A 22,949-nucleotide genomic window follows, 5' to 3' on the forward strand; every position below is an offset into this window, starting at 1 on the left:
CTCCATTCCAATATTTAATTAATTAATCCTCGCCCCTGCAAAGGGGCGAGGTGGACTATTGTTTCTAATTCAATTTTACCATCTGTAATGTGCGAACGCCTTGTTGGCTTCAGCCATCTTGTGAGTATCTTCTTTCTTCTTGACTGCAGCTCCTGAGCTGTTTGCAGCATCCATTATTTCTTTCGCAAGCTTTTCAGCCATGCCTTTTTCGCCACGGGCTCTAGTATATCCAACAAGCCATCTTAGTCCAAGTGTAACTCTTCTTTCAGGTCTTACTTCAACTGGGACCTGATAGTTAGCTCCACCCACACGTCTTGCCTTTACTTCTAGAACTGGCATTATGTTGTTCATAGCCTTTTCAAATACTTCTATTGGTTCTTCTCCTGTTTTTTCCTTTATCATTTCAAGCGCTCCATATACTATGTTTTGCGCCTTACCTTTCTTGCCATCTACCATTATGCTGTTTATAAGCTTTGATACAAGCTGGCTGTTGTATAAAGGATCCGGAGTTATAATTCTTTTTGGAACATTACCTTTTCTTGGCACTGTGCTTCCCTCCTTATTAAATTGTAACTCATAGGTACTCGACAGACTTCTACTGCCGTGGGTGCCTTTAAAATCTATGTTAAAGGACCGTACACATTAGTATGTTACTTCTTAGCCGCCTTAGGTCTCTTAGTACCGTATTTAGATCTACTTTGAGCTCTCTTTTCAACTCCAGCAGTATCAAGAGTTCCCCTTACTATGTGGTATCTAACTCCCGGAAGGTCTTTAACCCTTCCTCCTCTTATAAGCACAACGCTGTGCTCCTGAAGATTGTGGCCTTCTCCTGGAATATATGATGTAACCTCTATTCCATTAGTAAGTCTTACCCTCGCAACTTTTCTAAGAGCCGAGTTCGGCTTCTTTGGAGTTACAGTCTTAACAGACGTACAAACTCCTCTTTTTTGCGGCGAGCTCATTCCTACTGCCTCTTTTCTAAGAGTGTTGAAGCTTCTTTGCAAAGCTGGAGCAGTAGATTTCTTTTCAATCTTTGCTCTTCCTTTACGCACTAGCTGGTTTATAGTTGGCATAAAGTGCACCTCCTTCCAAATATTTAAACTTATTTTAATATCCCAACTGTAGCGGCTCCCACCTGTATACCACAGGCGATTCCGAGCTGCTGCATGGACTCAACGTAATTTATCTCAACATTTTTCTGCGCAGCAATTTCTTGTGTATTCTTTATTATGTGTTCATCTGCATCTTTTGCAATGAGCACAAGCTTAACCTTGTCTTCTTTGAGCGCTCTTATTGTCTGCTTAGTTCCTATTACTTTGTCGAGATTTTTTATTTCTTCAATTTTCATAAAAGTTTCCTCCCTTTTAAATATCCAACAATTGCCAGATACCAAAAAGTCCACTTTCTATTTTACACACTCAAACATTTTATCACTACACAACATTTAGTGTCAATAGAATTTAGATGTTTAACGTTTTTAAATCAAATTTTAATTATCTTGATCTGGTCTTTGGATTGCCAAATCCTTGTATCTTTTCATGCCCGTACCAGCCGGTATTAGCTTTCCTATTATTACGTTCTCCTTAAGACCTATCAGCTTGTCTTCTTTTCCTTTTATCGCAGCCTCGGTAAGAACTCTTGTCGTTTCCTGGAATGATGCTGCAGAAAGGAATGATTCCGTTGCAAGAGACGCTTTTGTTATTCCAAGCAGCACTCTCTTTGAAGTTGCCATTTCGCCACCTTCAGTTGCAACCCTTTCATTTTCGTCATCAAATTCTAGTATGTCAACAAGTCCTCCTGGAAGGAATTCAGTATCTCCCTCTTCCTCAACTCTTACCTTTGAGAGCATCTGCCTTACTATTATTTCTATGTGCTTGTCGTTTATGTCAACACCCTGCATTCTGTAAACCCTTTGAACTTCTTGTACGATGTAGTTTTGAACTCCGACTACATCCTTGACTCTTAGTATGTCGTGAGGATTTATTGAACCTTCTGTTATTGGATCGCCAGCCTCTACAAACTGTCCTTCCTTCGCCTTTATCCTTGAGCCGTAAGGTATAAGGTATGTCTTGGCTTCGCCCGCTTCATCAGTTATAACGATTTCTCTCTTGTTGCCGCTTTCCTTGATGTGCACAGAGCCGTCCATTTCGCTTATTATCGCAAGACCTTTAGGCTTTCTAGCCTCGAAAAGCTCTTCAACCCTTGGAAGACCCTGTGTTATGTCGCCGCCCGCAACTCCGCCGGTGTGGAATGTACGCATTGTAAGCTGTGTTCCCGGCTCGCCTATAGACTGCGCCGCTATTATGCCGACAGCTTCGCCTACGTTTACATTTTTGCCAGTTGCCAGGTCTCTGCCGTAACACTTGGCGCATACACCATGCTGAGTTCTGCAGCTAAGCGCCGATCTGATATAGACTTTCTTCACTCCTGCTGAGACAATTTCTTCTGCCTTCTCTTCGGTAATTAGGTCGTTTGCAGAAAGTATCAGTTCTCCCGTTTCCGGATGCACTATGTCGCTTGATATATACCTTCCGACTATTCTGTCATAGAGCTCCTCTATGACTTCATTGCCGTCTTTGAATGCTTTTACTTCTATTCCGTCAGTAGTCCCGCAGTCATCTTCCCTTATTATTACGTCCTGAGATACGTCAACAAGTCTTCTTGTAAGGTATCCCGAGTCCGCTGTACGAAGGGCTGTATCTGCAAGACCTTTTCTGGCTCCGTGTGAAGATATGAAGTACTCGAGTACCGAAAGACCTTCACGGAAGTTTGACTTAACTGGAAGTTCTACAGTTTCACCTGTTGCATCCGCCATAAGTCCACGCATTCCCGCAAGCTGTCTTATCTGGTTTTTACTTCCCCTTGCTCCCGAGTGCGCCATTATGAATATGTTGTTCAACCTTCCAAGGTTGCTCATAAGAGCATCTGTAACCTTTTCAGTCGTTTCGGTCCATGTGTCTATAACTCTTTCTTTTCTCTCTTCATTCGAGATAAGACCTCTTCTGAACGCCTTTTCATATTTTGCAACCTTTGCCTCTGCATCAGCTATGAGTTTGTATTTTTCCTGTGGTATTTCCATGTCGGCTATTGAAACTGTTATTGCTCCTCTTGTAGAGAATTTGAATCCCAGCTCCTTGATAGTGTCGAGCATGATGGCTGTTATCGTGTTGCCGTGCTTTCTGAAACACTTGTCTATTATCTGGCCCAGCTTTTTCTTGTCTACAAGGAAATCTACTTCAAGTGAATGTGGGTCTTCCTTTCTATCTACAAATCCCATGTCCTGCGGAAGGTTTTCGTTGAATATGAATCTGCCCACTGTGCTTTCCACAAAAACTATAGCTCCGTCGGATAGCACTTTTTTAACTTTAACCCTTGCATGAAGATCTACGGCCTGGTTTGTATACGCAAGTAGCATTTCATTATAGTCCTTGAATACCATGCCCTCGCCTTTTACACCAGGTATTTCTATTGTAAGATAGTAGCTTCCAAGTACCATGTCCTGGCTAGGCGTTGTTATTGATGAGCCGTCTTTTGGAGCCAGGATGTTGTTTACCGAAAGCATTAGGAATCTGCATTCAGCCTGCGCCTCCACAGAAAGCGGAAGGTGAACAGCCATCTGGTCGCCGTCAAAGTCGGCGTTGTATGCCGTACATACGAGCGGATGCAGCTTTATCGCCTTTCCTTCAACAAGTACCGGTTCGAACGCTTGTATCCCCAGCCTGTGAAGAGTAGGGGCACGGTTTAAGAGTACCGGGTGGCCTTTTATGACGTCTTCAAGCACGTCCCAAACCTCTGGCTTTACTTTTTCGACCATTCTCTTGGCGCTCTTTATGTTGTGCGCATGACCCTTTTCAACAAGAGCATTCATTACAAACGGCTTGAAAAGCTCCAGCGCCATCTTCTTTGGAAGTCCGCACTGGTAGAATTTAAGCTCAGGTCCAACTACTATAACCGAACGTCCAGAGTAGTCAACACGCTTTCCAAGTAGGTTCTGACGGAAACGTCCCTGCTTACCCTTTAGCATGTCTGAAAGCGACTTAAGCGGTCTGTTTCCAGGTCCGGTAACAGGTCTTCCTCTTCTGCCGTTGTCTATTAGGGCGTCGACTGCTTCCTGAAGCATTCTTTTTTCGTTACGAACTATTATGTCAGGCGCTCCAAGCTCAAGCAGCCTTTTTAGCCTGTTGTTTCTGTTTATAACTCTTCTGTAAAGATCGTTAAGGTCTGACGTTGCAAACCTTCCGCCATCAAGCTGAACCATAGGTCTAAGATCCGGCGGTATAACTGGTATAGCATCTAGTATCATCCATTCAGGTCTGTTTCCCGACTTTTTGAACGCCTCGACAACCTCCAGCCTTCTTATCGTCCTGACTCTTTTTTGGCCCGTACTGTCTTTCAGCTTGCCTCTTAGCTCTTTTGAGAGCATCTCCAGGTCTATCTTTTCAAGCAGCGCCATTACAGCCTCTGCTCCCATTCCTGCCTTGAATGTATTTCCATGCTTGTCTACTGCGTCTCTATACTCTTTTTCAGTAAGCAGCTGCTTTTCGCTTAGTGAAGTGCTGCCTGGATCTGTCACTATATACGATGCAAAATACAGAACCTTTTCTAAAGAACGCGGAGACATGTCAAGCAGAAGTCCCATCCTTGACGGTATTCCCTTGAAGTACCATATGTGAGATACTGGCGCCGCAAGTTCTATGTGGCCCATCCTCTCACGCCTTACTTTGGCTTTTGTGACCTCAACGCCGCAGCGGTCACAAACGACTCCTTTATATCTTACTCTCTTGTATTTTCCGCAGTGACACTCCCAGTCCTTTTGCGGTCCGAATATCCTTTCGCAGAAAAGACCGTCCCTTTCAGGCTTGAGAGTCCTGTAGTTTATGGTTTCAGGTTTCTTAACTTCTCCTTTAGACCATTGCCTTATCTTTTCCGGCGAAGCTAAACCTATTTTCATTGACTCGAAATTACCTAATTCAAACAAGGAGTTCTCTCCCTTCTATGATAGATTGACTTGCCCAAGGTGAATCCCAGGGATCTGCATAGCTGCAGATCCTGGCTATTTAAAACTCGTCATCGTCTTCTTCAATGTCATCCTTGAAAAATTCTTGGTCCATGTCATCATCTTCAAATTCGTCAGTTTCTTCTTCTAAGTCTTCGTCCATTTCGCCTTCTTCTATTACCATACCCTCTTCAAGATCAACATCACGCACATATTCAAAATCGCCTTCCATGGTGATTTCTTCGTCGTCTATAGACTCTTTTATTTCTATCTCCTGATCGGCCTCAAGCACCTTTACATCAAGGCACAGACTTTGAAGCTCTTTTATCAGAACCTTGAAGGATTCAGGGATTCCAGGTTCAGGGATGTTCTCCCCTTTGACTATGGATTCATATGTCTTAACACGTCCCACGACGTCGTCCGACTTGACTGTTAGTATTTCCTGAAGAGTGTGGGCAGCTCCATATGCCTCAAGAGCCCAAACCTCCATCTCTCCGAATCTTTGTCCTCCAAACTGAGCCTTTCCGCCAAGCGGCTGCTGGGTTACCAGCGAGTAAGGTCCCGTCGATCTGGCGTGTATCTTGTCGTCTACAAGGTGGTGGAGCTTGAGCATGTACATGTATCCTACCGTTACCCTGTTGTCGAAAGGCTCGCCTGTACGGCCGTCGCGCAGAGTCAGCTTTCCATCCTGCGGATATCCAGCCTGTCCAAGCGCTATTTCTATATCTCTCTCGTTTGCTCCGTCGAATACAGGAGTAGCCACGTGCCATCCTAGTTTCTTGGCCGCAAGCCCGAGGTGGACTTCAAGAACCTGTCCTATATTCATACGCGATGGAACGCCCAGAGGGTTTAGAACTATCTCAACAGGCGTGCCGTCTTCCATGAAAGGCATGTCCTCTTCCGGAAGTATCCTTGAGATTACACCCTTATTTCCGTGACGTCCTGCCATCTTGTCTCCAACGTTTATCTTTCTCTTTGTTGCTATATAAACTCTTACAAGCTCGTTTACTCCCGGAGGAAGCTCGTCGCCATTTTTCCTTGTAAACACTCTTACATCTACTATTATTCCGCTTTCTCCGTGAGGTACCTTGAGGGATGTATCTCTTACCTCTCTTGCTTTTTCGCCGAATATGGCCCTTAACAGCCTCTCCTCAGCTGTGAGTTCAGTCTCTCCCTTCGGAGTTACCTTGCCTACAAGAATATCTCCCGACTGGACCTCTGCTCCAATTCTTATTATTCCTCTGTCATCGAGATTCTTGATTGCATCTTCACCGACATTAGGAATGTCCCTTGTTATTTCTTCGGGCCCTAGCTTCGTATCTCTAGCTTCAGCCTCATATTCTTCTATGTGTATTGTAGAAAGCCTGTCTTCCCTTACAAGTCTTTCATTGAGAAGTATTGCATCCTCATAGTTGTAGCCTTCCCAGGTCATGAATGCAACCCTGCAGTTTCTGCCTAGTGCAAGTTCACCCATGTCTGTGGATGGTCCGTCTGCTATTACATCGCCGGCTTTTATTATGTCACCGCTGTTTATTATAGGAGACTGGTTGACGCAAGTACCCTGGTTTGACCTTTTAAACTTGAGCAGCTTGTATCTGTCTCTTTGGCCGTCTTCTCTTTTAATGACTATTTCATTTGCAGTAACTTTTTCAGCCACTCCTGCATTTCTTGCCATTACGCATACGCCGGAATCTATGGCCGCCTTGCCTTCCATTCCTGTGCCTATAACAGGCGCTTCCCTTCTTATAAGAGGTACCGCCTGACGCTGCATGTTCGATCCCATAAGCGCACGGTTGGCGTCGTCATTCTCAAGGAATGGTATTATAGCCGTAGCTATGGATACAACCTGCTTTGGAGATACGTCCATGTAGTCTACGCTTTCAGGTTTCACAAGCTCCGCTTCACCATTTATAGTTCTTGCAGTTACCCTCTCATTGACGAATCTGCCGTCCTCGTCGAGCGGCTCATTTGCCTGGGCTCTTACATACAGATCTTCTTCGTCTGCTGTGAGATAATCTATTGTGCCTGTAACTACGCCTCTTTGCTTGTCTATCTTCCTGTATGGAGACTCTATGAATCCATACTCGTTTATCTTGGCAAATGTACTCAGCGAGTTTATAAGTCCTATGTTTGGACCCTCAGGAGTCTCTATAGGGCACATTCTGCCGTAGTGTGAGTGGTGAACGTCCCTTACCTCAAAGCCCGCTCTCTCTCTCGAAAGACCGCCTGGTCCAAGAGCTGAAAGTCTTCTTTTGTGTGTAAGCTCCGATAGTGGGTTTGTCTGATCCATGAACTGTGAAAGCTGAGAGCTTCCGAAGAATTCCTTTATGGCGGCAGCCACCGGTCTTATGTTTATCAGAGCCTCAGGAGAAGTGTTTTCAGTGTCCTGAATTGTCATTCTTTCCCTTACTACTCTTTCCATTCTTGAAAGGCCTATTCTGAATTGATTCTGTAAAAGCTCGCCTACAGACCTTACCCTTCTGTTGCCTAGGTGGTCTATGTCGTCTATGTTGCCTATTCCGTGGAATAGGTTGAACTGGTAGCTTACAGAAGCTATGATATCGTCTAGTATTATATGCTTTGGAACGAGCCTTCTCTTGTTTTTCTTGAAAGCATCCGCTATTTCTTCATTGCTTGAACACTCATCTAATATTTCCTTGAGTGTTGGATAGTGAACCTTGACCTTTGGGTTGAAACCTTCTATTTCAAAATCCACAAAAGCCCTCATATCTACAAAGTTGTTGCCTACTACTTTTATTTCTTTGCCCTCTTCACCGTATACCTTCACGACGTTTATTCCGGAATTTTGTATCTCGAATGCCTTTTCAAGCGATATCTTTTCGCCTTTGGCAACAAAAACTTCTCCCGTTTCCGAAGAGACAACATCTTCCGCCGCAACTCTGCCTTTAATCCTATGGGCTACTGAAAGCTTCTTATTGAATTTGTACCTTCCGACCTTTGCCAGATCGTATCTTTTAGGGTCGAAAAACAGTGCATTAATAAGCGATGTTGCACTCTCAACCGTAGGCGGCTCGCCCGGTCTTAGTTTCTTGTATATTTCAAGCAGCGCTTCTTCCCTGTTTTTTGTGTTGTCTTTTTCAAGCGTAGACAGGAGTCTTTCATCTTCTCCTATCAGCTCTATTATCTCTATGTCGCTTGCAAATCCAAACGCCCTAAGCAGAACCGTTATTGGCTGCTTTCTGGTTCTGTCAACTCTTACAGACACTATGTCATTTGAATCCGTTTCATATTCAAGCCATGCTCCTCTGTTTGGAATGACAGTGGATGAAACAAGCTTCTTGCCGGCCTTGTCCCTTTCTTCGCTGTAATATACTCCAGGAGATCTTACAAGCTGGCTGACTATTACCCTTTCTGCGCCGTTTATTATGAAAGTTCCCTTTTCAGTCATCAGAGGGAAATCTCCCATGAATACATCTTTTCCAGGTTCTTTTATTTCACCAGTGTTCTTGTTTTCAAGCCTCACCTTGACCTTCAGCGGTGCTGAAAAAGTAACGTCTCTTTCTTTTGACTCTTCAACATCATATTTTGCTTCACCTATGGAGTAGTCAACAAAATGAAGTGAAAGGTTTCCAGTATAATCTTCAATTGGCGAGACATCCTCGAATACCTCTCTGAGACCTTCCTCCAAAAACCATTTGTAGGAATCAAGCTGGATTTCCACAAGGTTTGGCAGCTCTGCTACCTCTGGTATCCTTGAAAAACTCATCCTAGCTCTTCTTCCATTATTTACAGGATGTGGAAATGGCATCAATTTTTCACCTCTCCTAAGAAAAAAATCTATGTTAATATTTTGCATGCATGTTTTACGACAGAAATATCCATTGTACGCATTAAAACATGTTATCATATCACAGTCAACAAGTCAACACGTTTTAATTATTTTATTTTCCAACAAAATTCAAAATGCGTCTCCATAAAGCATTTGCAATTAGAGACGCACTTTGAATTTTGCTGGAATAAAAAAAGGTGCCTTTACAGTGTTAAGGCACCTTTTTAATTACTACTTAACTTCTACTTTAGCTCCTACTTCTTCAAGCTTAGCTTTCATATCTTCAGCTTCTTCTTTAGAAGCTCCTTCTTTAACTGCCTTTGGAGCTCCGTCTACAAGATCCTTAGCTTCTTTTAGTCCAAGGCCAGTAAGCTCTCTAACAACCTTTATAACTTTAACCTTTTGAGCACCAGCATCAGCAAGTACTACATCAAATTCTGTCTTCTCTTCAGCAGCTTCAGCAGCAACAGCGCCTACAACAGCCACTGGAGCAGCAGCAGATACTCCGAATTTCTCTTCTGCAGCCTTAACTAGCTCGTTAAGCTCAAGTACTTTCATGTTCTCTATAGCTTCTAGTATTTGTTCTATAGTCATTTAAAGACACCTCCGATTTAATTTTCGTTTGATTTTTTTAGTTTTGTAATGCATTTATGAATCTCAAGCGGCGATTATTGCTCGCCTGCTTCCGCCTTTTGCTTTGCAACTGCATCCAGAAGATAAGCAAAGTTTGATAGCGGAGCCTTGAAGCTTCCAAGAAGTTTTGCAATAAGCACTTCTCTTGAAGGTACTTCCGACAGGGCTTTAACTTTTGCCGCATCGTAGAATTCGCCTTCAACTATACCCATCTTAAGCTCTATTGCAGGATGAGTTTTCATGAAGTCACTTAGTATTCTTGCAGGTGCAACTGGATCTGCATAGCCGAAAGCTATAGCATTTGGACCCACTAGATTCACCTCATCAAGTTGGTCATATCCAAGCTCTTTTGCAGCTCTTCTTACAAGAGTATTCTTGTAAACCTTGTAGTCGCATCCAGCTTCCTTGAATTTGGCTCTTAGTTCATTAGCCTCTTCAACCTTAAGACCTCTATAGTCAACTACTACTAGTGAAGATGCGCTTTTGAATTTTTCTGTTATTTCGTTTACTACTTGTTGTTTGATTTCCACTGCTGATTTAGACACTAACCGTCCACCTCCTTTTGGCTACTCCGGCAAAGCTAGCCTTGCCGTTTTAATTATAAAAGCCCTTGCATGCTCACAGACAAACAAGGGCTATAATTTCAATATCTAGTATCAAAACTATTATCCTCGGCAGGCATATTTAAGCATTCGCACCTGCTGTCTGCGGCATTTGTATATATATTTATAATTTTTAACTGTTTAACAAACGAAGTATACTATAGCACTTTCCAGTTGTCAACAATTATTCTGCTATTTTATTTGGATTTATTCTTACTCCAGGTCCCATTGTGCTAGACACAGTAACTGATCTCATGTACTGTCCCTTTGCAGCAGATGGCTTGGCTTTCACAACTGCCTCTGTAAGAACTTCAAAGTTCTCGAACAGTTTTTCCTTGCCGAATGAAATCTTTCCTATTGGAACGTGGATTATGTTAGTCTTATCCAATCTATATTCAACCTTACCAGCCTTGATGTCATTAACCGCAGCTGCAACGTCGAATGTAACTGTGCCTGATTTTGGGTTTGGCATAAGTCCTTTTGGTCCAAGAACTCTACCAAGTCTACCTACAAGACCCATCATGTCAGGAGTTGCAACTACAACATCAAAGTCGAACCAGTTCTCGCCTTGTATCTTGTTTACAAGGTCCATTTCTCCTACATAGTCTGCTCCGGCAGCTTCGGCTTCCTTCGCCTTTTCTCCCTTTGCAAATACAAGCACCTTCTTAACTCTACCTGTTCCGTGAGGAAGCACTACAGCACCTCTAACCTGCTGGTCTGCGTGTCTTGAGTCTACACCAAGCTTAAGGTGAACTTCTACAGTTTCGTCAAATTTAGCGCTAGCGCAGTCAAGCACTACCTGAAGAGCTTCAGAAGCCTCATGGTAAGTGTTTCTGTCAAACTTTTTAAGCGCCTCTACATATTTCTTGCCTTTTTTAGCCATTACATATTCCTCCTTGTGGTTTTAACGGTTTTTTGCCTCCCACATTATAGATACAACTAGTCTATAACTTCAACGCCCATGCTTCTTGCAGTTCCAGCTATCATGCTCATAGCTGCCTCTACGTCTGTAGCATTAAGGTCAGGCATTTTCAGCTCAGCTATTTCTCTTATTTGTGCCTTTGTTATCTTTGCAACCTTTTTCTTGTTAGGCTCACCTGAACCAGACTCTATCTTGCACGCCTTCTTTATAAGTACTGCTGCTGGCGGAGTCTTTGTTATGAAAGTGAATGATCTGTCCTGATAAACTGATATTACAACCGGAATTATAAGACCAGCCTGATCTGCAGTCTTGGCATTGAACTCTTTTGTGAACTGCATTATGTTAACACCATGCTGTCCTAGAGCTGGACCAACTGGTGGTGCTGGAGTCGCTTTGCCTGCAGGTATTTGCAATTTTATCTGACCAATAACTTTTTTAGCCATTTAGTACACCTCCCTGTATCAAATTATTAATTATTTAATTATTGCCTACATTTTTTCTATTTGGTCAAACCCCAGTTCTACCGGAGTTTCTCTTCCAAACATTGAGATAAGGACTTTAACTGCATGCTTTTCAAGATTTATCTCTTGAATATTGCCCATAAAGCCTTCAAAAGGTCCGCTTTTGACGGATATGACATCTCCCACTTCAACATCTATCTTTGGCACAATTTTTTCCACACCCATAGCCGCCACTTCTTCATCAGAAAGAGGCACAGGCTTGGATCCAGGGCCGACAAAACCCGTCACGCCCTTTGTGTTTCTTACTATATACCAAGATTCGTCAGTGATAAGCATCTTGACCATCACATATCCAGGAAATTTCTTCTTGGACTTGACCTTCTTTTTGCCATCCTTTATCTCTACAACCTCTTCAGTAGGTACGACCACATCGTGTATGTAGTCCTCCATACCTCTGGTCCTTACTGTTTTTTCTATGGTTGCCTTTACCTTGTTTTCATGCCCAGAATATGTGTGCACGACATACCATTTAGCTTTTTCCTCATTATTAGGCATAATACTAGTCATCCTTTCTCCTAAAAGGCGACTTCTTTCCTTTTAGTTACTATTGCTTCACTATGAATTTCAATAAAAAGCCCAATCCCGAGTCGAGCAACCAAACGACAAGGCTTATGAATGTACTTACTAGTAATACTATAGTAGTATACCTGGTAAGTTCCCTTTTATTTGGCCAGTGAACTCTACTCAGCTCGGCTCTTACTTCCTTCAAAAATCCAGCTCCGGACTCATTGTTGCCAGCTTTAACCTGGGCTGCCATATTGTTCACATCCTTATTTTGTTTCTTTGTGAAGAGTATGCTTCCTGCAGAATTTGCAGTACTTGCTCATTTCCATTCTGTCTGGATTGTTCTTTTTGTTCTTTGTAGTGTTATAGTTTCTCTGCTTGCACTCAGTACAAGCTAAAGTTATTTTAACTCTCATGTAAAGCACCTCCTAACTTTCTGCCGCTAAAACCTATTTTGGTTTGTCTAGTATCTATTTTTTTCTGACCACTATATATGCCATTATAAAACGCTACCCATAAAATCTACCATATTTTTAACCTTGTGTCAATCTTTAGCTCTGATTATTTTTGGCATTCAAATCTCAAAGTGCCTATTTCTTTGATATTTCGTTTGATTTTTTTATAAGTTAAAAAAGAGAAGGAAAAGTATTCCTTCTCTTTCATGCCTTCTTATGAGAATTTATTACTCTATTATAGAAGCAACTACTCCTGCTCCTACTGTTCTTCCGCCTTCTCTTATCGCGAATCTTAGTCCCTCTTCTATTGCTATTGGTGCTATTAGCTCAACTTCCATAGCTATGTTGTCTCCTGGCATTACCATCTCTACGCCTTCTGGTAGTCCGATTGATCCTGTTATGTCTGTTGTTCTGAAGTAGAACTGAGGTCTGTATCCGTTGAAGAATGGAGTGTGTCTTCCGCCCTCTTCCTTCTTAAGTACGTATACCTCTGATGTGAATTTTGTGTGCGGCTTTATTGTGCCTGGCTTAGCTAGTACCTGGCCTCTTTCTATCTCGTCTCTTTGTACTCCTCTTAGAAGCACTCCTATGTTGTCTCCTGCTTGTGCCTCATCAAGAAGCTTTCTGAACATCTCTACGCCTGTTACTATTACTTTTCTTGGCTCTTCTGATAGTCCAACTATTTCTACTTCGTCTTGTACTTTTACTATTCCTCTTTCCACTCTTCCTGTTGCAACTGTTCCTCTTCCTGTTATAGAGAATACGTCCTCTACTGGCATTAGGAATGGCTTATCTATTGCTCTTTCTGGCTGTGGAATGTAGCTGTCTATAGCTTCGAATAGCTCTATTATTGCATCTCCCCACTTGCTGCTTGGATCTTCTAGTGCTCTTAGCGCTGATCCTTTTATTATTGGAGTGTCATCTCCTGGGAAGTCATACTCGCTTAGCAGGTCTCTTATTTCCATCTCTACTAGCTCAAGAAGCTCTTCGTCATCTACCATGTCGCACTTGTTCATGAATACCACGATGTATGGTACTCCAACCTGTCTTGATAGTAGTATGTGCTCTCTTGTTTGTGGCATTGGACCGTCTGCTGCAGATACAACTAGTATCGCTCCGTCCATTTGTGCCGCTCCTGTTATCATGTTCTTAACGTAGTCGGCGTGTCCTGGGCAGTCAACGTGCGCGTAGTGTCTGTTTGGTGTCTCATACTCTACGTGTGATGTTGATATTGTGATTCCTCTTTCTCTTTCCTCTGGTGCCTTGTCTATGTTTGCAAAGTCTACTGCTTCACCTGTTCCGTATCTTGAGTGCAGTGTGTATGTTATTGCTGCTGTTAGTGTTGTCTTACCGTGGTCAACGTGTCCTATTGTTCCGATGTTAACGTGTGGTTTGCTTCTTTCAAATTTAGCTTTTGCCATTTTATTTTTCCTCCTTCTTATTAAAACCGCGTCATGCGCTCAATATTTTATGACTTTCTTTTTTGGAGCCCACGAGCGGACTCGAACCGCCGACCTCCGCCTTACCAAGGCGACGCTCTACCGACTGAGCCACGTGGGCGCACTATCTCTAATATTTTACTATTGGCTCATTATAAAGTCAATACTTTGAAGTCATCCTTTTTTTCTCATGCTCTCGAGCTTGATGAACGCTTCCTCGTCAAAGTCTTTCAAGCGATCTGCAAGCGTCATCTTTGTCACTGGATCCTTAGTTCTTTTTTTTATGTTGCCCTTGGAGTTTTGTATGTGCATTTCGAGCTCGCGGGCTGTAAGCCTGGCACTGCCTCTGCCAAGCACTATCTGCTGCTGTGCGCCGTCGTTAGTTGCTACACGTATAAGCGAATATCTGCCTAATTCTCCTATAACTTTCTCAATATACGAATCGGCAGTCTGATTCTCCCTTGTGTATATGACCGTGACCTTGGGATGCTTTATCTCAACTTCGCTGCCGCCCTTTACTCTGTAGGCATCGAATACTATTATGACTTCGACACCGCTGAAAGCGGAGTATTCGAGCATTATTTCAACCAGCCTGTCCCGCGCCGCCTCAAGGTCTGTCCTGGATATGGCCTTAAGCTCCTGCCATGCATTTATTATGTTATAGCCATCTATGACAAGATACTCCTTCAACTTTATCCCTCGCTATCGCCTCTTTGTCTTAAAACCTCATACATGACAACGCCAGCAGCCACAGAAGCATTCAAAGATGACACCCTTCCCTTCATGGGTATGCTCACCGTAAAATCACAGTTCTCCTTGACAAGCCTGGATACACCCTCTCCTTCGCTCCCTACAACAAGCGCTATAGAACCTTTCAGGTTAGACTTATGGAGCTGCTGTCCTCCCATATCTAAAGCCGCAACCCAAACGCCCTCTTCCTTTAGCATTTTTATGGTGCTAACCAGATTCGTAACGCGGCATACCGGCACATATTCCACCGCACCGGCCGAGGACTTAACCACAGTCGATGTTATTCCAACGCTTCTTCTCTTTGGTATTACTATGGCGTCTGCTCCGGATGCATCTGCAGTCCGTATTATTGCGCCCAGGTTGTGAGGGTCTGTTATGCCGTCAAGTATTATTATGAACGGTGATCTGCCTTCCTTTTCAACCTTCGAAAGCACGTCTTCAAGCTCGCTGTAGCCGTATTCCGATACGAACGCAACTACACCTTGATGATTTTCTCCAGGCGCAAGCTCATCCAGCTTTTTCTTGTCGACGTACTTGACTAATATACCCTTTTCCTTTGCCATCGCAACAATCTTTTTGACAGAGCCCTGCGCACCGTTGGCTATAACTATGCTGTCAATTTCATGTTCCGCCCTTATGGCCTCTATTACAGGATTCCTACCTTCTATTTTACCCAAAGCTTTTCTCCTTCCACGCCATAATAGCCGGCGCGCACTGATTATAAATTTCTATACTTTTCTCTCATGAGCGCAGTCTTGCCGCAGCTCATTGCGCCTTCCGGGCATGGTCCATATACGCAGCCCGGCCCCGCATTCTTGAATATGAAAGGAGCCACCTTCTTGGCCTCTGCAAGCATGAGATCCGCCATGTTCCTTATCTCCCACTGCGCTCTTTCGCAGCACCTCTTGTTGAAAAAATGAAGCAGCGTCCTCGCGTTCATTGTGAGTACAACCTTTGTTTCACACGCATTCGGGAATACATACCTGGCATCCTCTATCGCCTTTTTTTCTGCCGCGCTTTTCGCCTTTTTATCGTCCATTCTGCCGGATACCATCTCATCATAGTGCTTTTGAAATAGTATGTCTGCTATCTCATTGTATGTGCGCTGGTCAGCTTCCATGGCCTCCTTGAATTTTTTCTCCGCCTCGGGAACTGCACTTATATTCGGAGGCACTATATATTCAAACTGCTCAAGCTTTACATATCTTTGGCTCTGCTGTGAGTAGCTCGCTATCCTATGCCTTACCAGCTGATGTGTGCAGGCCCTTGATATGCCCTCAGCCGCAAACGTAAAGCTTACATGCTCGAGCGGCGATTCATGCCTCATGTCCACAAGCATCTGTACAAATTTTTCAGTTTCCTCGTCGCTGAGCTTTTTTTCTATATCGTCGACACCCACTCTCGAGTAGCACAGCTTTGCAGCTACAGCCACCACCTTGTCGGGATTTGGCGTATGTTCAATGAGCCTTACGTTCATATTTCCACATTCCTTTCTATACTGCGTAATACAGCTTTCCACCCTTACAATTCAATTCTAAGCGGCCATCTGGCGCCTTCAGCGATGCCCAGCTATGAAATTTGCATTTCAATAAGCTCTATGCTCTTTTTAATTACTTCCTCAAGCTTTTCCGTAAACCCATTAAGATACAGATATCCAATAAGAGCCTCAAAGCCCGTTGCGTATCTGTACTCTGTGGCATCAGCATTCTTGGGCATTGTAGCGCTCTTTTGGTTTCTGCCTCTTTTGACTATGCCCCACTCCTGGTCGCTTAGCTGATCTTTTAAGGCCAGCACCGCCATAGCCTGAGCTTTTGCCCTTACAAAACCAGTGGCCTTCTTGTGTATGTCGTTCACTTTTATGTCCCCATACTTGTCTATGAGGTATTTGCGCACATGGATTTCAAACACGCAGTCTCCCATGTACGCCAGCATCAGCGGCGAAAGCACTGCATTTGGCGCCGCCTGCGCTTCTACGCTCTTTTCCATTTCGTACCCTGCCTTGTATCTTCAAGTATTATGCCCTTTTCCTTGAGCATGTCCCTTATTTCGTCTGACCTTTTGAAGTCCTTGTTTTTCCTGGCATCCAGTCTTTCTTGTATTAGTGCTTCAATCTCTTCGTCTAGCAGCTCACTCTGGCTCTCCTTGCCTACTATGTTGAGCACTCCTGTGAGCTCCTTGAAAAGCTCCATGGATTTTTCCATGAATGCATGGTTTGCAGTTTCGTCAAGTTTGGTGTTTATGAATCTTGAAAGCTCGAATATTACACTTAGCGCATCTGCAGTGTTTAAATCGTCATCCATATGCTGCTTGAATCTTTCCCTGAAGCCCTCAAGCTCTGAAACAAAACCTTCGTCAGCCGTGTTCGAAACAGCATCGGCGCTTTCCAGCATGAACTGCAGCTTTTCCTTGGTGTTGTAGAGTCTCTCCAGACCGGCCTTTGCCTGCATCAGCAGCTCTTCACTGTAGTTTATCGGACTTCTGTAGTGGGCCGAAAGCATGAAGAACCTTACGATTTCAAGGTCTATTTGATTAGATATGTCTCTTACTGTAAAGAAATTGCCCTTTGACTTTGACATCTTTTCGTTGTTTATGTTTATATAGCCGTTGTGCACCCAGTATTTTGCAAAAGGCTTTCCGCTGAACGCCTCGCTCTGCGCAATCTCGTTCTCGTGGTGCGGGAATATAAGATCCTGTCCGCCCGAATGTATGTCTATGGTCTCCCCAAGGTGCTTTTTAGACATTACGGAGCACTCTATATGCCAGCCTGGTCTGCCCTCACCCCACGGACTTGTCCACCCAGGTTCGCCCTCCTTTTTGGCTTTCCAGAGCACGAAATCACCCGGATGTCTTTTCTTCTCGTTGATATCGATTCTGGCTCCAAGCTCGAGCTCTTCGAGATTCTGGCCCGAAAGCTTGCCGTAATCGCCGAACTTATGGGAATCGTAGTATACATCGCCGTCGACTTCATAAGCAAAGCCTTTTTCAATCAATCCTTTTACGAATTCTATTATGTCGTCTATAGTCTCTGTAACTCTTGGATGTACGTCTGCTCTTTTTATTCCAAGTCCGTCAGCATCTATGAAGTATTCATCAATATATTTTTGAGCCACCTCAAATGGAGATATGCCCTCTTCGTTGGCCCTTTGTATTATTTTGTCGTCCACGTCAGTGAAGTTTTGCACAAACTTGACATCGTAGCCCAAGTATTCCAGGTATCTTCTAAGCACGTCGAACATTATAAAAGGTCTTGCGTTGCCTATGTGGAAAAAGTTGTATACAGTAGGCCCGCACGAGTACATCTTGACCTTGCCTTGCTCCAGTGGAATGAATTCCTCTTTTTGCCTTGTGAGTGTATTGTAAAGCTTCATATGCTCATCACCTCGTTTTATATTAGCCAGACAGCTATAAATCATATAACATCATTTTACATCCTTTTGTTATTTTTTTCTACAGCATTTAAGCAAACAAAGCAAAGCCTCCTGGAACAGATAGTCCCAAGAGGCTTGTGGTTTATATGAGATTTTGCTTAACGTATTCTATTCTTTTTAGAACCCTCTCCTTGCCGAGTATCTCTACAACGTGAGGAATCTCAGGTCCGTGCATTTGTCCTGTTAAAGCTACTCTTGTTCCCATGAAAAGATTCTTGCCCTTTATGCCATATTCCTTTTGAATCTCCTTGAACATTGCGCTTACAAAATCACTGCTCACTTCATCAGTTGCTTTTATCTTTTCCTCTAGCGCGCCAATCAGTGCAGGCATGTGCTCAAGCTTCAAAAACTCTTGAACCTCTTCACCTTCAGGCTTTATTTCATCTCCAAAGAATATTGCAATCTTTTCAGGAAGCTGCGCCATGTATTGCAGACCTTCCTTCACAATTGAGATTATCTTTACGAGCTTGACTCTGTCAAGCGCTTCCCCGTTTAGTATGCCCGCATCCTCAAGGAAAGGCACTGCCAAGTCAGCCAGATATTCGTCATCCGCTTCCTTCATGTAGTGCTGGTTGATCCAGTTGAGCTTGCTTGTGTCGAACACTCCACCGCTTCTTGAAACTCTCTCAATCGAGAAAGCTTCTATTAGCTCCTGCATCGAGAAAATCTCCCTGTTGTCTTCAGGCGACCATCCCACAAGCGCAATGTAATTCACAAGACCCTGAGGCAGGTATCCCTTTTTTTCAAAGTCCTCTACAGCAACATCGCCCTGTCTCTTGCTGAGCTTTTTCTTTTCTGAGTTTAGAATATTTGGAAGGTGCACGAAAGTAGGCGCCTCCCACCCGAAAACCTCATACATGTATACGTGCTTAGGCGTTGAGGCTATCCACTCTTCGCCTCTTATTACGTGTGTTATCTTCATAAGGTGGTCGTCTACCACAACGGCAAAGTGATAAGTTGGGAAACCGTCGCTTTTTATGAGAACCTGGTCGTCCAGATCAGCAGTGTTCATGCTTACTCTTCCCCTTACCATGTCGTCGAAAACTATCTCGTGGTTGGCCGGAAACTTGAGCCTTATGACATAGTCCTCGCCTGCGGCTATCCTCTTTTCAGCCTCCTCGCGCGAGAGTCCTCTGCAGTATCCGTCGTATCTTGGAATCTTGCCTTCCGCCCTTTGAATCTCCCTTAGTGTGTCTAGCCTGTCCTTTGAGCAGAAGCAGTAATATGCATGTCCCTTGTCAAGAAGCTCGTCCACGTATTTTTTGTATATGTCCAGCCTCTGCGACTGCATGTAAGGGCCGTATTCGCCCTTTTGAGAGAGCTTTCCGTTCTCGTCAAGGCAGACTCCTTCGTCATGCTCTATGCCGGCCCAGCTCATGGCGCTGAGCATGCCCTCTATAGCTCCCTCAACATATCTGGTCCTGTCTGTATCCTCGACCCTGAGTATATACTCTCCGCCATGCTTTTTGGCGAACAGATAGTTGTAAAGGGCCGTTCTTAGGCTTCCTATGTGTACAAATCCCGTAGGACTTGGCGCAAATCTAACTCTAACACTCATTCTTTATCCTCCTAGAATCCATATGGAATTTTCATGTTTTCCATATCAAATATATTATAAATGCGTCATCAGTTCAATCCGTAAGCTCTCCTAATACAGCTTTTCTAAAAGCTCCTCTAGCGCTGCTTCGCATGATGTGCCGCTTTTCCGGTCTCTCACTTCAACAAGTCCCTGGCTTGCCAGCTTTCCTGCAACAATTACACCTCTTACTCCCAAAAGCTCACAGTCTATAAACTTGGAGCCTATGCGCTCGCTTCTGTCATCAAGCAGTGCGCTTCTGCCGCTTTCGAGGATGAGCCTGTATGCATCCTCAGCAAGCTGCAGCTCCTCAGGCTTTTTGACGTTGCCCGCTATTACATAGTATTCAAACGGAGAAAATACCGCCGGCCATACTATCGCCCCCGACTCGTCCATATTCTCTTCGGCTATGGCCGACATGAGCCTCTCCACGCATATCCTGACGCTTACGCTCCACAGCCTTTTTTCCCTTGAATTCTCATCAAGGTAAGTGCCTTTAAGCTCCTTTATTTCTATGCTTGCTATCTCGCTCCCGTTTAGCGCTTCGAGCGTGCCTGCATCGGCAGGGCATGCGTCGCCGGGCCTTGCCTCTTTGAATACGCCTATAGCGTCCGGCTTGAAGTCTCTGCCGCAGGTGACATTCTTTATGTGGTAGTCTGTTCTGTTGGCTCCGCATACTGAGTTTTTCATGTTGAGAACCTCTTCGTCACAAAGCAGCAAATCAGCTTTCAGTCCTATTGGTCCTGCAAAGCCTATGCCGGCCCCTGTAGCTTTCATGACCGCATCTTCGCTTGCCATTTTAATTTCTTCCGGTTCCATTCCAATATGCCGAGCAAGCAGCCCTATGCTTATGTTCCTGTCACCTCTAAGGAGCACTGCAACTATCTTTTCTCCGACCTCGAATATGAGCGTCTTTATGAAGCTCTTTGCGGAGGCTCCGAAGAACTCTTCAAGCTGCGCAATAGTGCCGACAGACGGAGTGTGGATATACTCCGTCGCCAGAAGCTCCTCGCTTCCCTCATATTTTTGTGCGCCAGATTTTATATATGCGGCATCGCCGCCAAAGCCACAGCTATCGCACTTTAAAAACTGCTTTAGAGGAAGCTTTGATTCCCATACAAGGCTCATCATATCCTTGGAATCCAACGGCTGCAGCTTTATTCCAAGCTCGCTCCCAAGTCCCCTAAGGGCTTCTGCCAGCTCGCGCCTTATCTGCGTTGCGGACTGCTCTTCTGCAAATGCAGTGAACACAAGACTTGTAAGCTGCCTTGGATTAAAGAGGCCTTCCTTGAACTTGTAGTCATCATTTCCAGATGCAGCCGCATGAAAGAGCTTGAGCGGCAACTGCTTGTAGGATTTGAGTTCCTGCTGGTACATTGCCATGCATTCCCTTTCTCCCCCTGCCACCTTGAACTCCATAAAATCGCGCATGCGCTCTACTATAGAGTCCTGAAGTTTTTTTGCATATAATGCGCCCATTGGCGAATAGCACATATTCCCCTCTTCAGAGAGCTTTACAAGCCCGCTTCTATACAACAGCTGAGTCGAGCGGAACTGAACATCGTATGGCATGCTCTTGTATGTCTTTGTGTAAAAACTGCCCAGCCTCATAAAATCATCCCTCCTGGTCATAATGCCGACGCATTGCCTCCCATGATTTTATTAATATGCTTTTGCCAGATATACCATTTTGTCAGCTTTTTCTCCGCAGCATATGCATCTGTCTGATATCTGCTCCTGCTCGAAAGGCATGCATCTGATTGTTGCTCCCGTCTCTTCCTTTATCTTGTCCTCGCATGCTCTGTCGCCGCACCACATAGCCTTGACAAAGCCCGGATTTTCCTCGAGCACCTTCTTGAGTTCGTCCATATCATTTGCCACACTTGTCTTTTCTTCTCTCATCCTAAGAGCATTTGCCAGCATGCTAACATGCACATCGTCAAGCAGACCTTTTATACTTTCAGTTATATTCTCGAGCGCAAGCTGGCTCTTTTCCAGGTTGTCCCTTCTGCACACTGTAGCCTGACCCTTTTCTATGTCTTTAGGCCCTATTTCTAGTCTTACAGGCACGCCTTTCATTTCCCACTCATTGAATTTCCAGCCTGGGCTGTAGTTAGCTCTGTCATCGACCTGGACTCTGATTCCCGCAGCCTTTAGTTCGTCAAACACACGGTCTACAGTCTCCATCACGTTGCCCTTGTGAGCAGCTATTGGCACTATAACAACCTGTATTGGAGCCAGTCTCGGAGGCAGCACAAGTCCTCTGTTGTCGCCGTGAACCATTATAACTCCGCCTATTAGCCTTGTTGATATCCCCCACGATGTGTGGTATGGATTGGCAAGATTGCCGTCCCTGTCCGAATACTGTATTTCAAATGCCTTCGAGAAATGCTGGCCAAGGAAGTGACTGGTTCCGGACTGGAGTGCCTTTCCGTCATGCATTAGTGCCTCTATTGTATATGTTGCCTCGGCTCCCGCAAACTTTTCCTTGTCGCTTTTTCTTCCGCATACTACAGGTATTGCGAGAAGCTCCTCGCAAAGCTCCTTGTATATACCAAGCATCTGAAGCGTTTCTTGCTGAGCCTCTTCATAGGTTTCGTGAAGCGTGTGGCCTTCCTGCCAGAGGAATTCAGAGGTCCTGAGGAATGGCCTTGTGCTTTTTTCCCATCTTACAACGGAGCACCACTGGTTGTAAAGGTATGGCAGATCTCTGTATGAATTTAGCCACTTGGCGTACATGTGACATATTATAGTCTCCGATGTAGGCCTTACGCAAAGCCTCTCGCCAAGCTCCTCTTCTCCGCCGTGAGTAACCCATGCCACCTCTGGAGCGAAACCTTCAACGTGCTCCTCCTCCTTCTTCAGAAGGCTCTCTGGTATAAGCAGCGGGAAGTAGCAGTTCTTGTGACCAGTCTCCTTGAATCTTCTGTCTGCATACTGCTGTATACCTTCCCAAAGTGCGTAGCCGTAAGGCTTTATTACCATGAAGCCCTTCACCGGCGAGTAGTCTACCAGGTCAGTCTTTGTTATAACGTCAGTGTACCATCTTGGAAAATCGACCTCCATAGGCGTTATGTCTTCAACAAACTGCTTTTCATTCTTCTTGCTCATATATAATCCTCCTTAAAAAAATTTCGTGTTTTCTGGCCGTTCAGTTGATTTATGGGCATAATAAAAGCTGCCCATCTCAAAAAATAGAGACGAACAGCCCGGTTCGCGGTACCACTCTAATTGGCGCAGCCAAAGCTACACCCTCTTTTTCGACTTAACGCGTCTTCCACGGGATTGCCTACTGCTTTCAACAATCCAGCTCCGGGGCGGGTTCGAAAGGAG

21 protein-coding genes, 1 tRNA gene and 2 other annotated features (1 of these 24 only partly in view) are annotated in these 22,949 nt (G+C 44.4%); all 22 genes read right to left on the bottom strand.

The genetic code is table 11. From position 1 onward, the window contains the following. Nucleotides 1–75 precede the first annotated feature (75 nt). On the bottom strand, nt 76–546 hold the full coding sequence (rpsG, locus tag GT589_RS01810; protein WP_293395114.1) for a 30S ribosomal protein S7: 471 nt from the start codon (nt 544–546) through the stop codon (nt 76–78). Nucleotides 547–650: 104 nt separating this feature from the next. After that, nucleotides 651–1,073 carry a 30S ribosomal protein S12 gene (rpsL, locus tag GT589_RS01815; protein WP_293395116.1) on the bottom strand — a complete coding sequence of 141 codons (423 nt, stop codon included), beginning with the start codon at nt 1,071–1,073 and terminating at the stop codon, nt 651–653. A 29-nt stretch (nt 1,074–1,102) separates the two neighbouring features. Further along, nucleotides 1,103–1,348, bottom strand: a complete 246-nt coding sequence (locus tag GT589_RS01820; RefSeq protein WP_293395119.1) for a ribosomal L7Ae/L30e/S12e/Gadd45 family protein — start codon at nt 1,346–1,348, stop codon at nt 1,103–1,105. Nucleotides 1,349–1,489: 141 nt separating this feature from the next. Further along, nucleotides 1,490–4,978 (bottom strand): DNA-directed RNA polymerase subunit beta', encoded by a 3,489-nt coding sequence (gene rpoC, locus GT589_RS01825; RefSeq protein ID WP_293395122.1) that lies wholly within the window; start codon nt 4,976–4,978, stop codon nt 1,490–1,492. Between the two features lie 79 nt (nt 4,979–5,057). Further along, nucleotides 5,058–8,765, bottom strand: coding sequence for a DNA-directed RNA polymerase subunit beta (gene rpoB / locus GT589_RS01830; RefSeq protein WP_293395214.1), 3,708 nt, complete (start codon nt 8,763–8,765; stop codon nt 5,058–5,060). 252 nt (nt 8,766–9,017) lie between these two features. Beyond that, nucleotides 9,018–9,380: a 50S ribosomal protein L7/L12 gene (rplL, locus tag GT589_RS01835; RefSeq protein ID WP_293395124.1), complete on the bottom strand. Its 363-nt coding sequence runs from the start codon at nt 9,378–9,380 to the stop codon at nt 9,018–9,020. Between the two features lie 74 nt (nt 9,381–9,454). Next, entirely contained in the window at nt 9,455–9,964 is a 510-nt protein-coding gene (gene rplJ / locus GT589_RS01840) for a 50S ribosomal protein L10 (protein WP_293395126.1), read from the bottom strand. Nucleotides 9,965–10,010: 46 nt separating this feature from the next. Continuing rightward, nucleotides 10,011–10,148, bottom strand: a sequence feature (ribosomal protein L10 leader region). A gap of 57 nt (nt 10,149–10,205) precedes the next feature. Continuing rightward, nucleotides 10,206–10,904 carry a 50S ribosomal protein L1 gene (rplA, locus tag GT589_RS01845; protein WP_293395129.1) on the bottom strand — a complete coding sequence of 233 codons (699 nt, stop codon included), beginning with the start codon at nt 10,902–10,904 and terminating at the stop codon, nt 10,206–10,208. Between the two features lie 56 nt (nt 10,905–10,960). Then, on the bottom strand, nt 10,961–11,386 hold the full coding sequence (gene rplK / locus GT589_RS01850) for a 50S ribosomal protein L11 (protein ID WP_293395131.1): 426 nt from the start codon (nt 11,384–11,386) through the stop codon (nt 10,961–10,963). A gap of 45 nt (nt 11,387–11,431) precedes the next feature. Further along, nucleotides 11,432–11,959, bottom strand: coding sequence for a transcription termination/antitermination protein NusG (gene nusG, locus GT589_RS01855; RefSeq protein ID WP_293395134.1), 528 nt, complete (start codon nt 11,957–11,959; stop codon nt 11,432–11,434). A 49-nt stretch (nt 11,960–12,008) separates the two neighbouring features. Beyond that, the gene (gene secE, locus GT589_RS01860; protein WP_293395137.1) at nt 12,009–12,221 is read right to left on the bottom strand and encodes a preprotein translocase subunit SecE; all 213 of its coding nucleotides are present in this window, start codon (nt 12,219–12,221) and stop codon (nt 12,009–12,011) included. Between the two features lie 13 nt (nt 12,222–12,234). Further along, nucleotides 12,235–12,384: a 50S ribosomal protein L33 gene (rpmG, locus tag GT589_RS01865; protein ID WP_025434520.1), complete on the bottom strand. Its 150-nt coding sequence runs from the start codon at nt 12,382–12,384 to the stop codon at nt 12,235–12,237. A gap of 266 nt (nt 12,385–12,650) precedes the next feature. Next, on the bottom strand, nt 12,651–13,844 hold the full coding sequence (tuf, locus tag GT589_RS01870; protein WP_293395108.1) for an elongation factor Tu: 1,194 nt from the start codon (nt 13,842–13,844) through the stop codon (nt 12,651–12,653). Between the two features lie 63 nt (nt 13,845–13,907). Further along, a tRNA-Thr gene (locus GT589_RS01875) sits at nt 13,908–13,983 on the bottom strand. A 53-nt stretch (nt 13,984–14,036) separates the two neighbouring features. Then, complete coding sequence (locus GT589_RS01880) at nt 14,037–14,552, bottom strand: NYN domain-containing protein (RefSeq protein ID WP_293395140.1); 516 nt, start codon at nt 14,550–14,552, stop codon at nt 14,037–14,039. Nucleotides 14,553–14,554: 2 nt separating this feature from the next. After that, the gene (gene rlmB, locus GT589_RS01885) at nt 14,555–15,289 is read right to left on the bottom strand and encodes a 23S rRNA (guanosine(2251)-2'-O)-methyltransferase RlmB (RefSeq protein WP_293395143.1); all 735 of its coding nucleotides are present in this window, start codon (nt 15,287–15,289) and stop codon (nt 14,555–14,557) included. Nucleotides 15,290–15,330: 41 nt separating this feature from the next. Beyond that, nucleotides 15,331–16,089 carry an FAD-dependent thymidylate synthase gene (thyX, locus tag GT589_RS01890; protein WP_293395147.1) on the bottom strand — a complete coding sequence of 253 codons (759 nt, stop codon included), beginning with the start codon at nt 16,087–16,089 and terminating at the stop codon, nt 15,331–15,333. Between the two features lie 92 nt (nt 16,090–16,181). After that, complete coding sequence (locus GT589_RS01895) at nt 16,182–16,598, bottom strand: Mini-ribonuclease 3 (RefSeq protein WP_293395151.1); 417 nt, start codon at nt 16,596–16,598, stop codon at nt 16,182–16,184. Further along, on the bottom strand, nt 16,583–17,980 hold the full coding sequence (cysS, locus tag GT589_RS01900) for a cysteine--tRNA ligase (protein WP_293395154.1): 1,398 nt from the start codon (nt 17,978–17,980) through the stop codon (nt 16,583–16,585). The genes GT589_RS01895 and cysS overlap by 16 nt, the downstream gene beginning before the upstream one ends. 142 nt (nt 17,981–18,122) lie before the next feature. Continuing rightward, the gene (gene gltX, locus GT589_RS01905; protein ID WP_293395156.1) at nt 18,123–19,598 is read right to left on the bottom strand and encodes a glutamate--tRNA ligase; all 1,476 of its coding nucleotides are present in this window, start codon (nt 19,596–19,598) and stop codon (nt 18,123–18,125) included. 90 nt (nt 19,599–19,688) lie between these two features. Further along, nucleotides 19,689–21,227, bottom strand: coding sequence for a YbaK/EbsC family protein (locus GT589_RS01910; protein ID WP_293395158.1), 1,539 nt, complete (start codon nt 21,225–21,227; stop codon nt 19,689–19,691). A gap of 51 nt (nt 21,228–21,278) precedes the next feature. Next, nucleotides 21,279–22,727, bottom strand: coding sequence for a proline--tRNA ligase (gene proS, locus GT589_RS01915; RefSeq protein ID WP_293395160.1), 1,449 nt, complete (start codon nt 22,725–22,727; stop codon nt 21,279–21,281). A gap of 82 nt (nt 22,728–22,809) precedes the next feature. Then, nucleotides 22,810–22,949, bottom strand: a binding site (T-box leader); it runs 79 nt beyond the window's last position.

Source organism: Peptoclostridium sp., from assembly GCF_009881055.1.
In the GTDB taxonomy this organism is placed as follows: domain Bacteria; phylum Bacillota; class Clostridia; order Peptostreptococcales; family Peptostreptococcaceae; genus Peptoclostridium_A.

What these genes read in the sequence shown, in the direction of transcription:
- rpsL (WP_293395116.1), bottom strand. Translation starts at nt 1,073, where the DNA reads ATGCCAACTATAAACCAGCTAGTGCGTAAAGGAAGAGCAAAGATTGAA.
- GT589_RS01820 (WP_293395119.1), bottom strand. Translation starts at nt 1,348, where the DNA reads ATGAAAATTGAAGAAATAAAAAATCTCGACAAAGTAATAGGAACTAAG.
- rpoB (WP_293395214.1), bottom strand. Translation starts at nt 8,765, where the DNA reads ATGCCATTTCCACATCCTGTAAATAATGGAAGAAGAGCTAGGATGAGT.
- rplL (WP_293395124.1), bottom strand. Translation starts at nt 9,380, where the DNA reads ATGACTATAGAACAAATACTAGAAGCTATAGAGAACATGAAAGTACTT.
- rplA (WP_293395129.1), bottom strand. Translation starts at nt 10,904, where the DNA reads ATGGCTAAAAAAGGCAAGAAATATGTAGAGGCGCTTAAAAAGTTTGAC.
- rplK (WP_293395131.1), bottom strand. Translation starts at nt 11,386, where the DNA reads ATGGCTAAAAAAGTTATTGGTCAGATAAAATTGCAAATACCTGCAGGC.
- nusG (WP_293395134.1), bottom strand. Translation starts at nt 11,959, where the DNA reads ATGCCTAATAATGAGGAAAAAGCTAAATGGTATGTCGTGCACACATAT.
- secE (WP_293395137.1), bottom strand. Translation starts at nt 12,221, where the DNA reads ATGGCAGCCCAGGTTAAAGCTGGCAACAATGAGTCCGGAGCTGGATTT.
- rpmG (WP_025434520.1), bottom strand. Translation starts at nt 12,384, where the DNA reads ATGAGAGTTAAAATAACTTTAGCTTGTACTGAGTGCAAGCAGAGAAAC.
- tuf (WP_293395108.1), bottom strand. Translation starts at nt 13,844, where the DNA reads ATGGCAAAAGCTAAATTTGAAAGAAGCAAACCACACGTTAACATCGGA.
- thyX (WP_293395147.1), bottom strand. Translation starts at nt 16,089, where the DNA reads ATGAACGTAAGGCTCATTGAACATACGCCAAATCCCGACAAGGTGGTG.
- GT589_RS01895 (WP_293395151.1), bottom strand. Translation starts at nt 16,598, where the DNA reads ATGGAAAAGAGCGTAGAAGCGCAGGCGGCGCCAAATGCAGTGCTTTCG.
- cysS (WP_293395154.1), bottom strand. Translation starts at nt 17,980, where the DNA reads ATGAAGCTTTACAATACACTCACAAGGCAAAAAGAGGAATTCATTCCA.
- gltX (WP_293395156.1), bottom strand. Translation starts at nt 19,598, where the DNA reads ATGAGTGTTAGAGTTAGATTTGCGCCAAGTCCTACGGGATTTGTACAC.
- GT589_RS01910 (WP_293395158.1), bottom strand. Translation starts at nt 21,227, where the DNA reads ATGAGGCTGGGCAGTTTTTACACAAAGACATACAAGAGCATGCCATAC.
- proS (WP_293395160.1), bottom strand. Translation starts at nt 22,727, where the DNA reads ATGAGCAAGAAGAATGAAAAGCAGTTTGTTGAAGACATAACGCCTATG.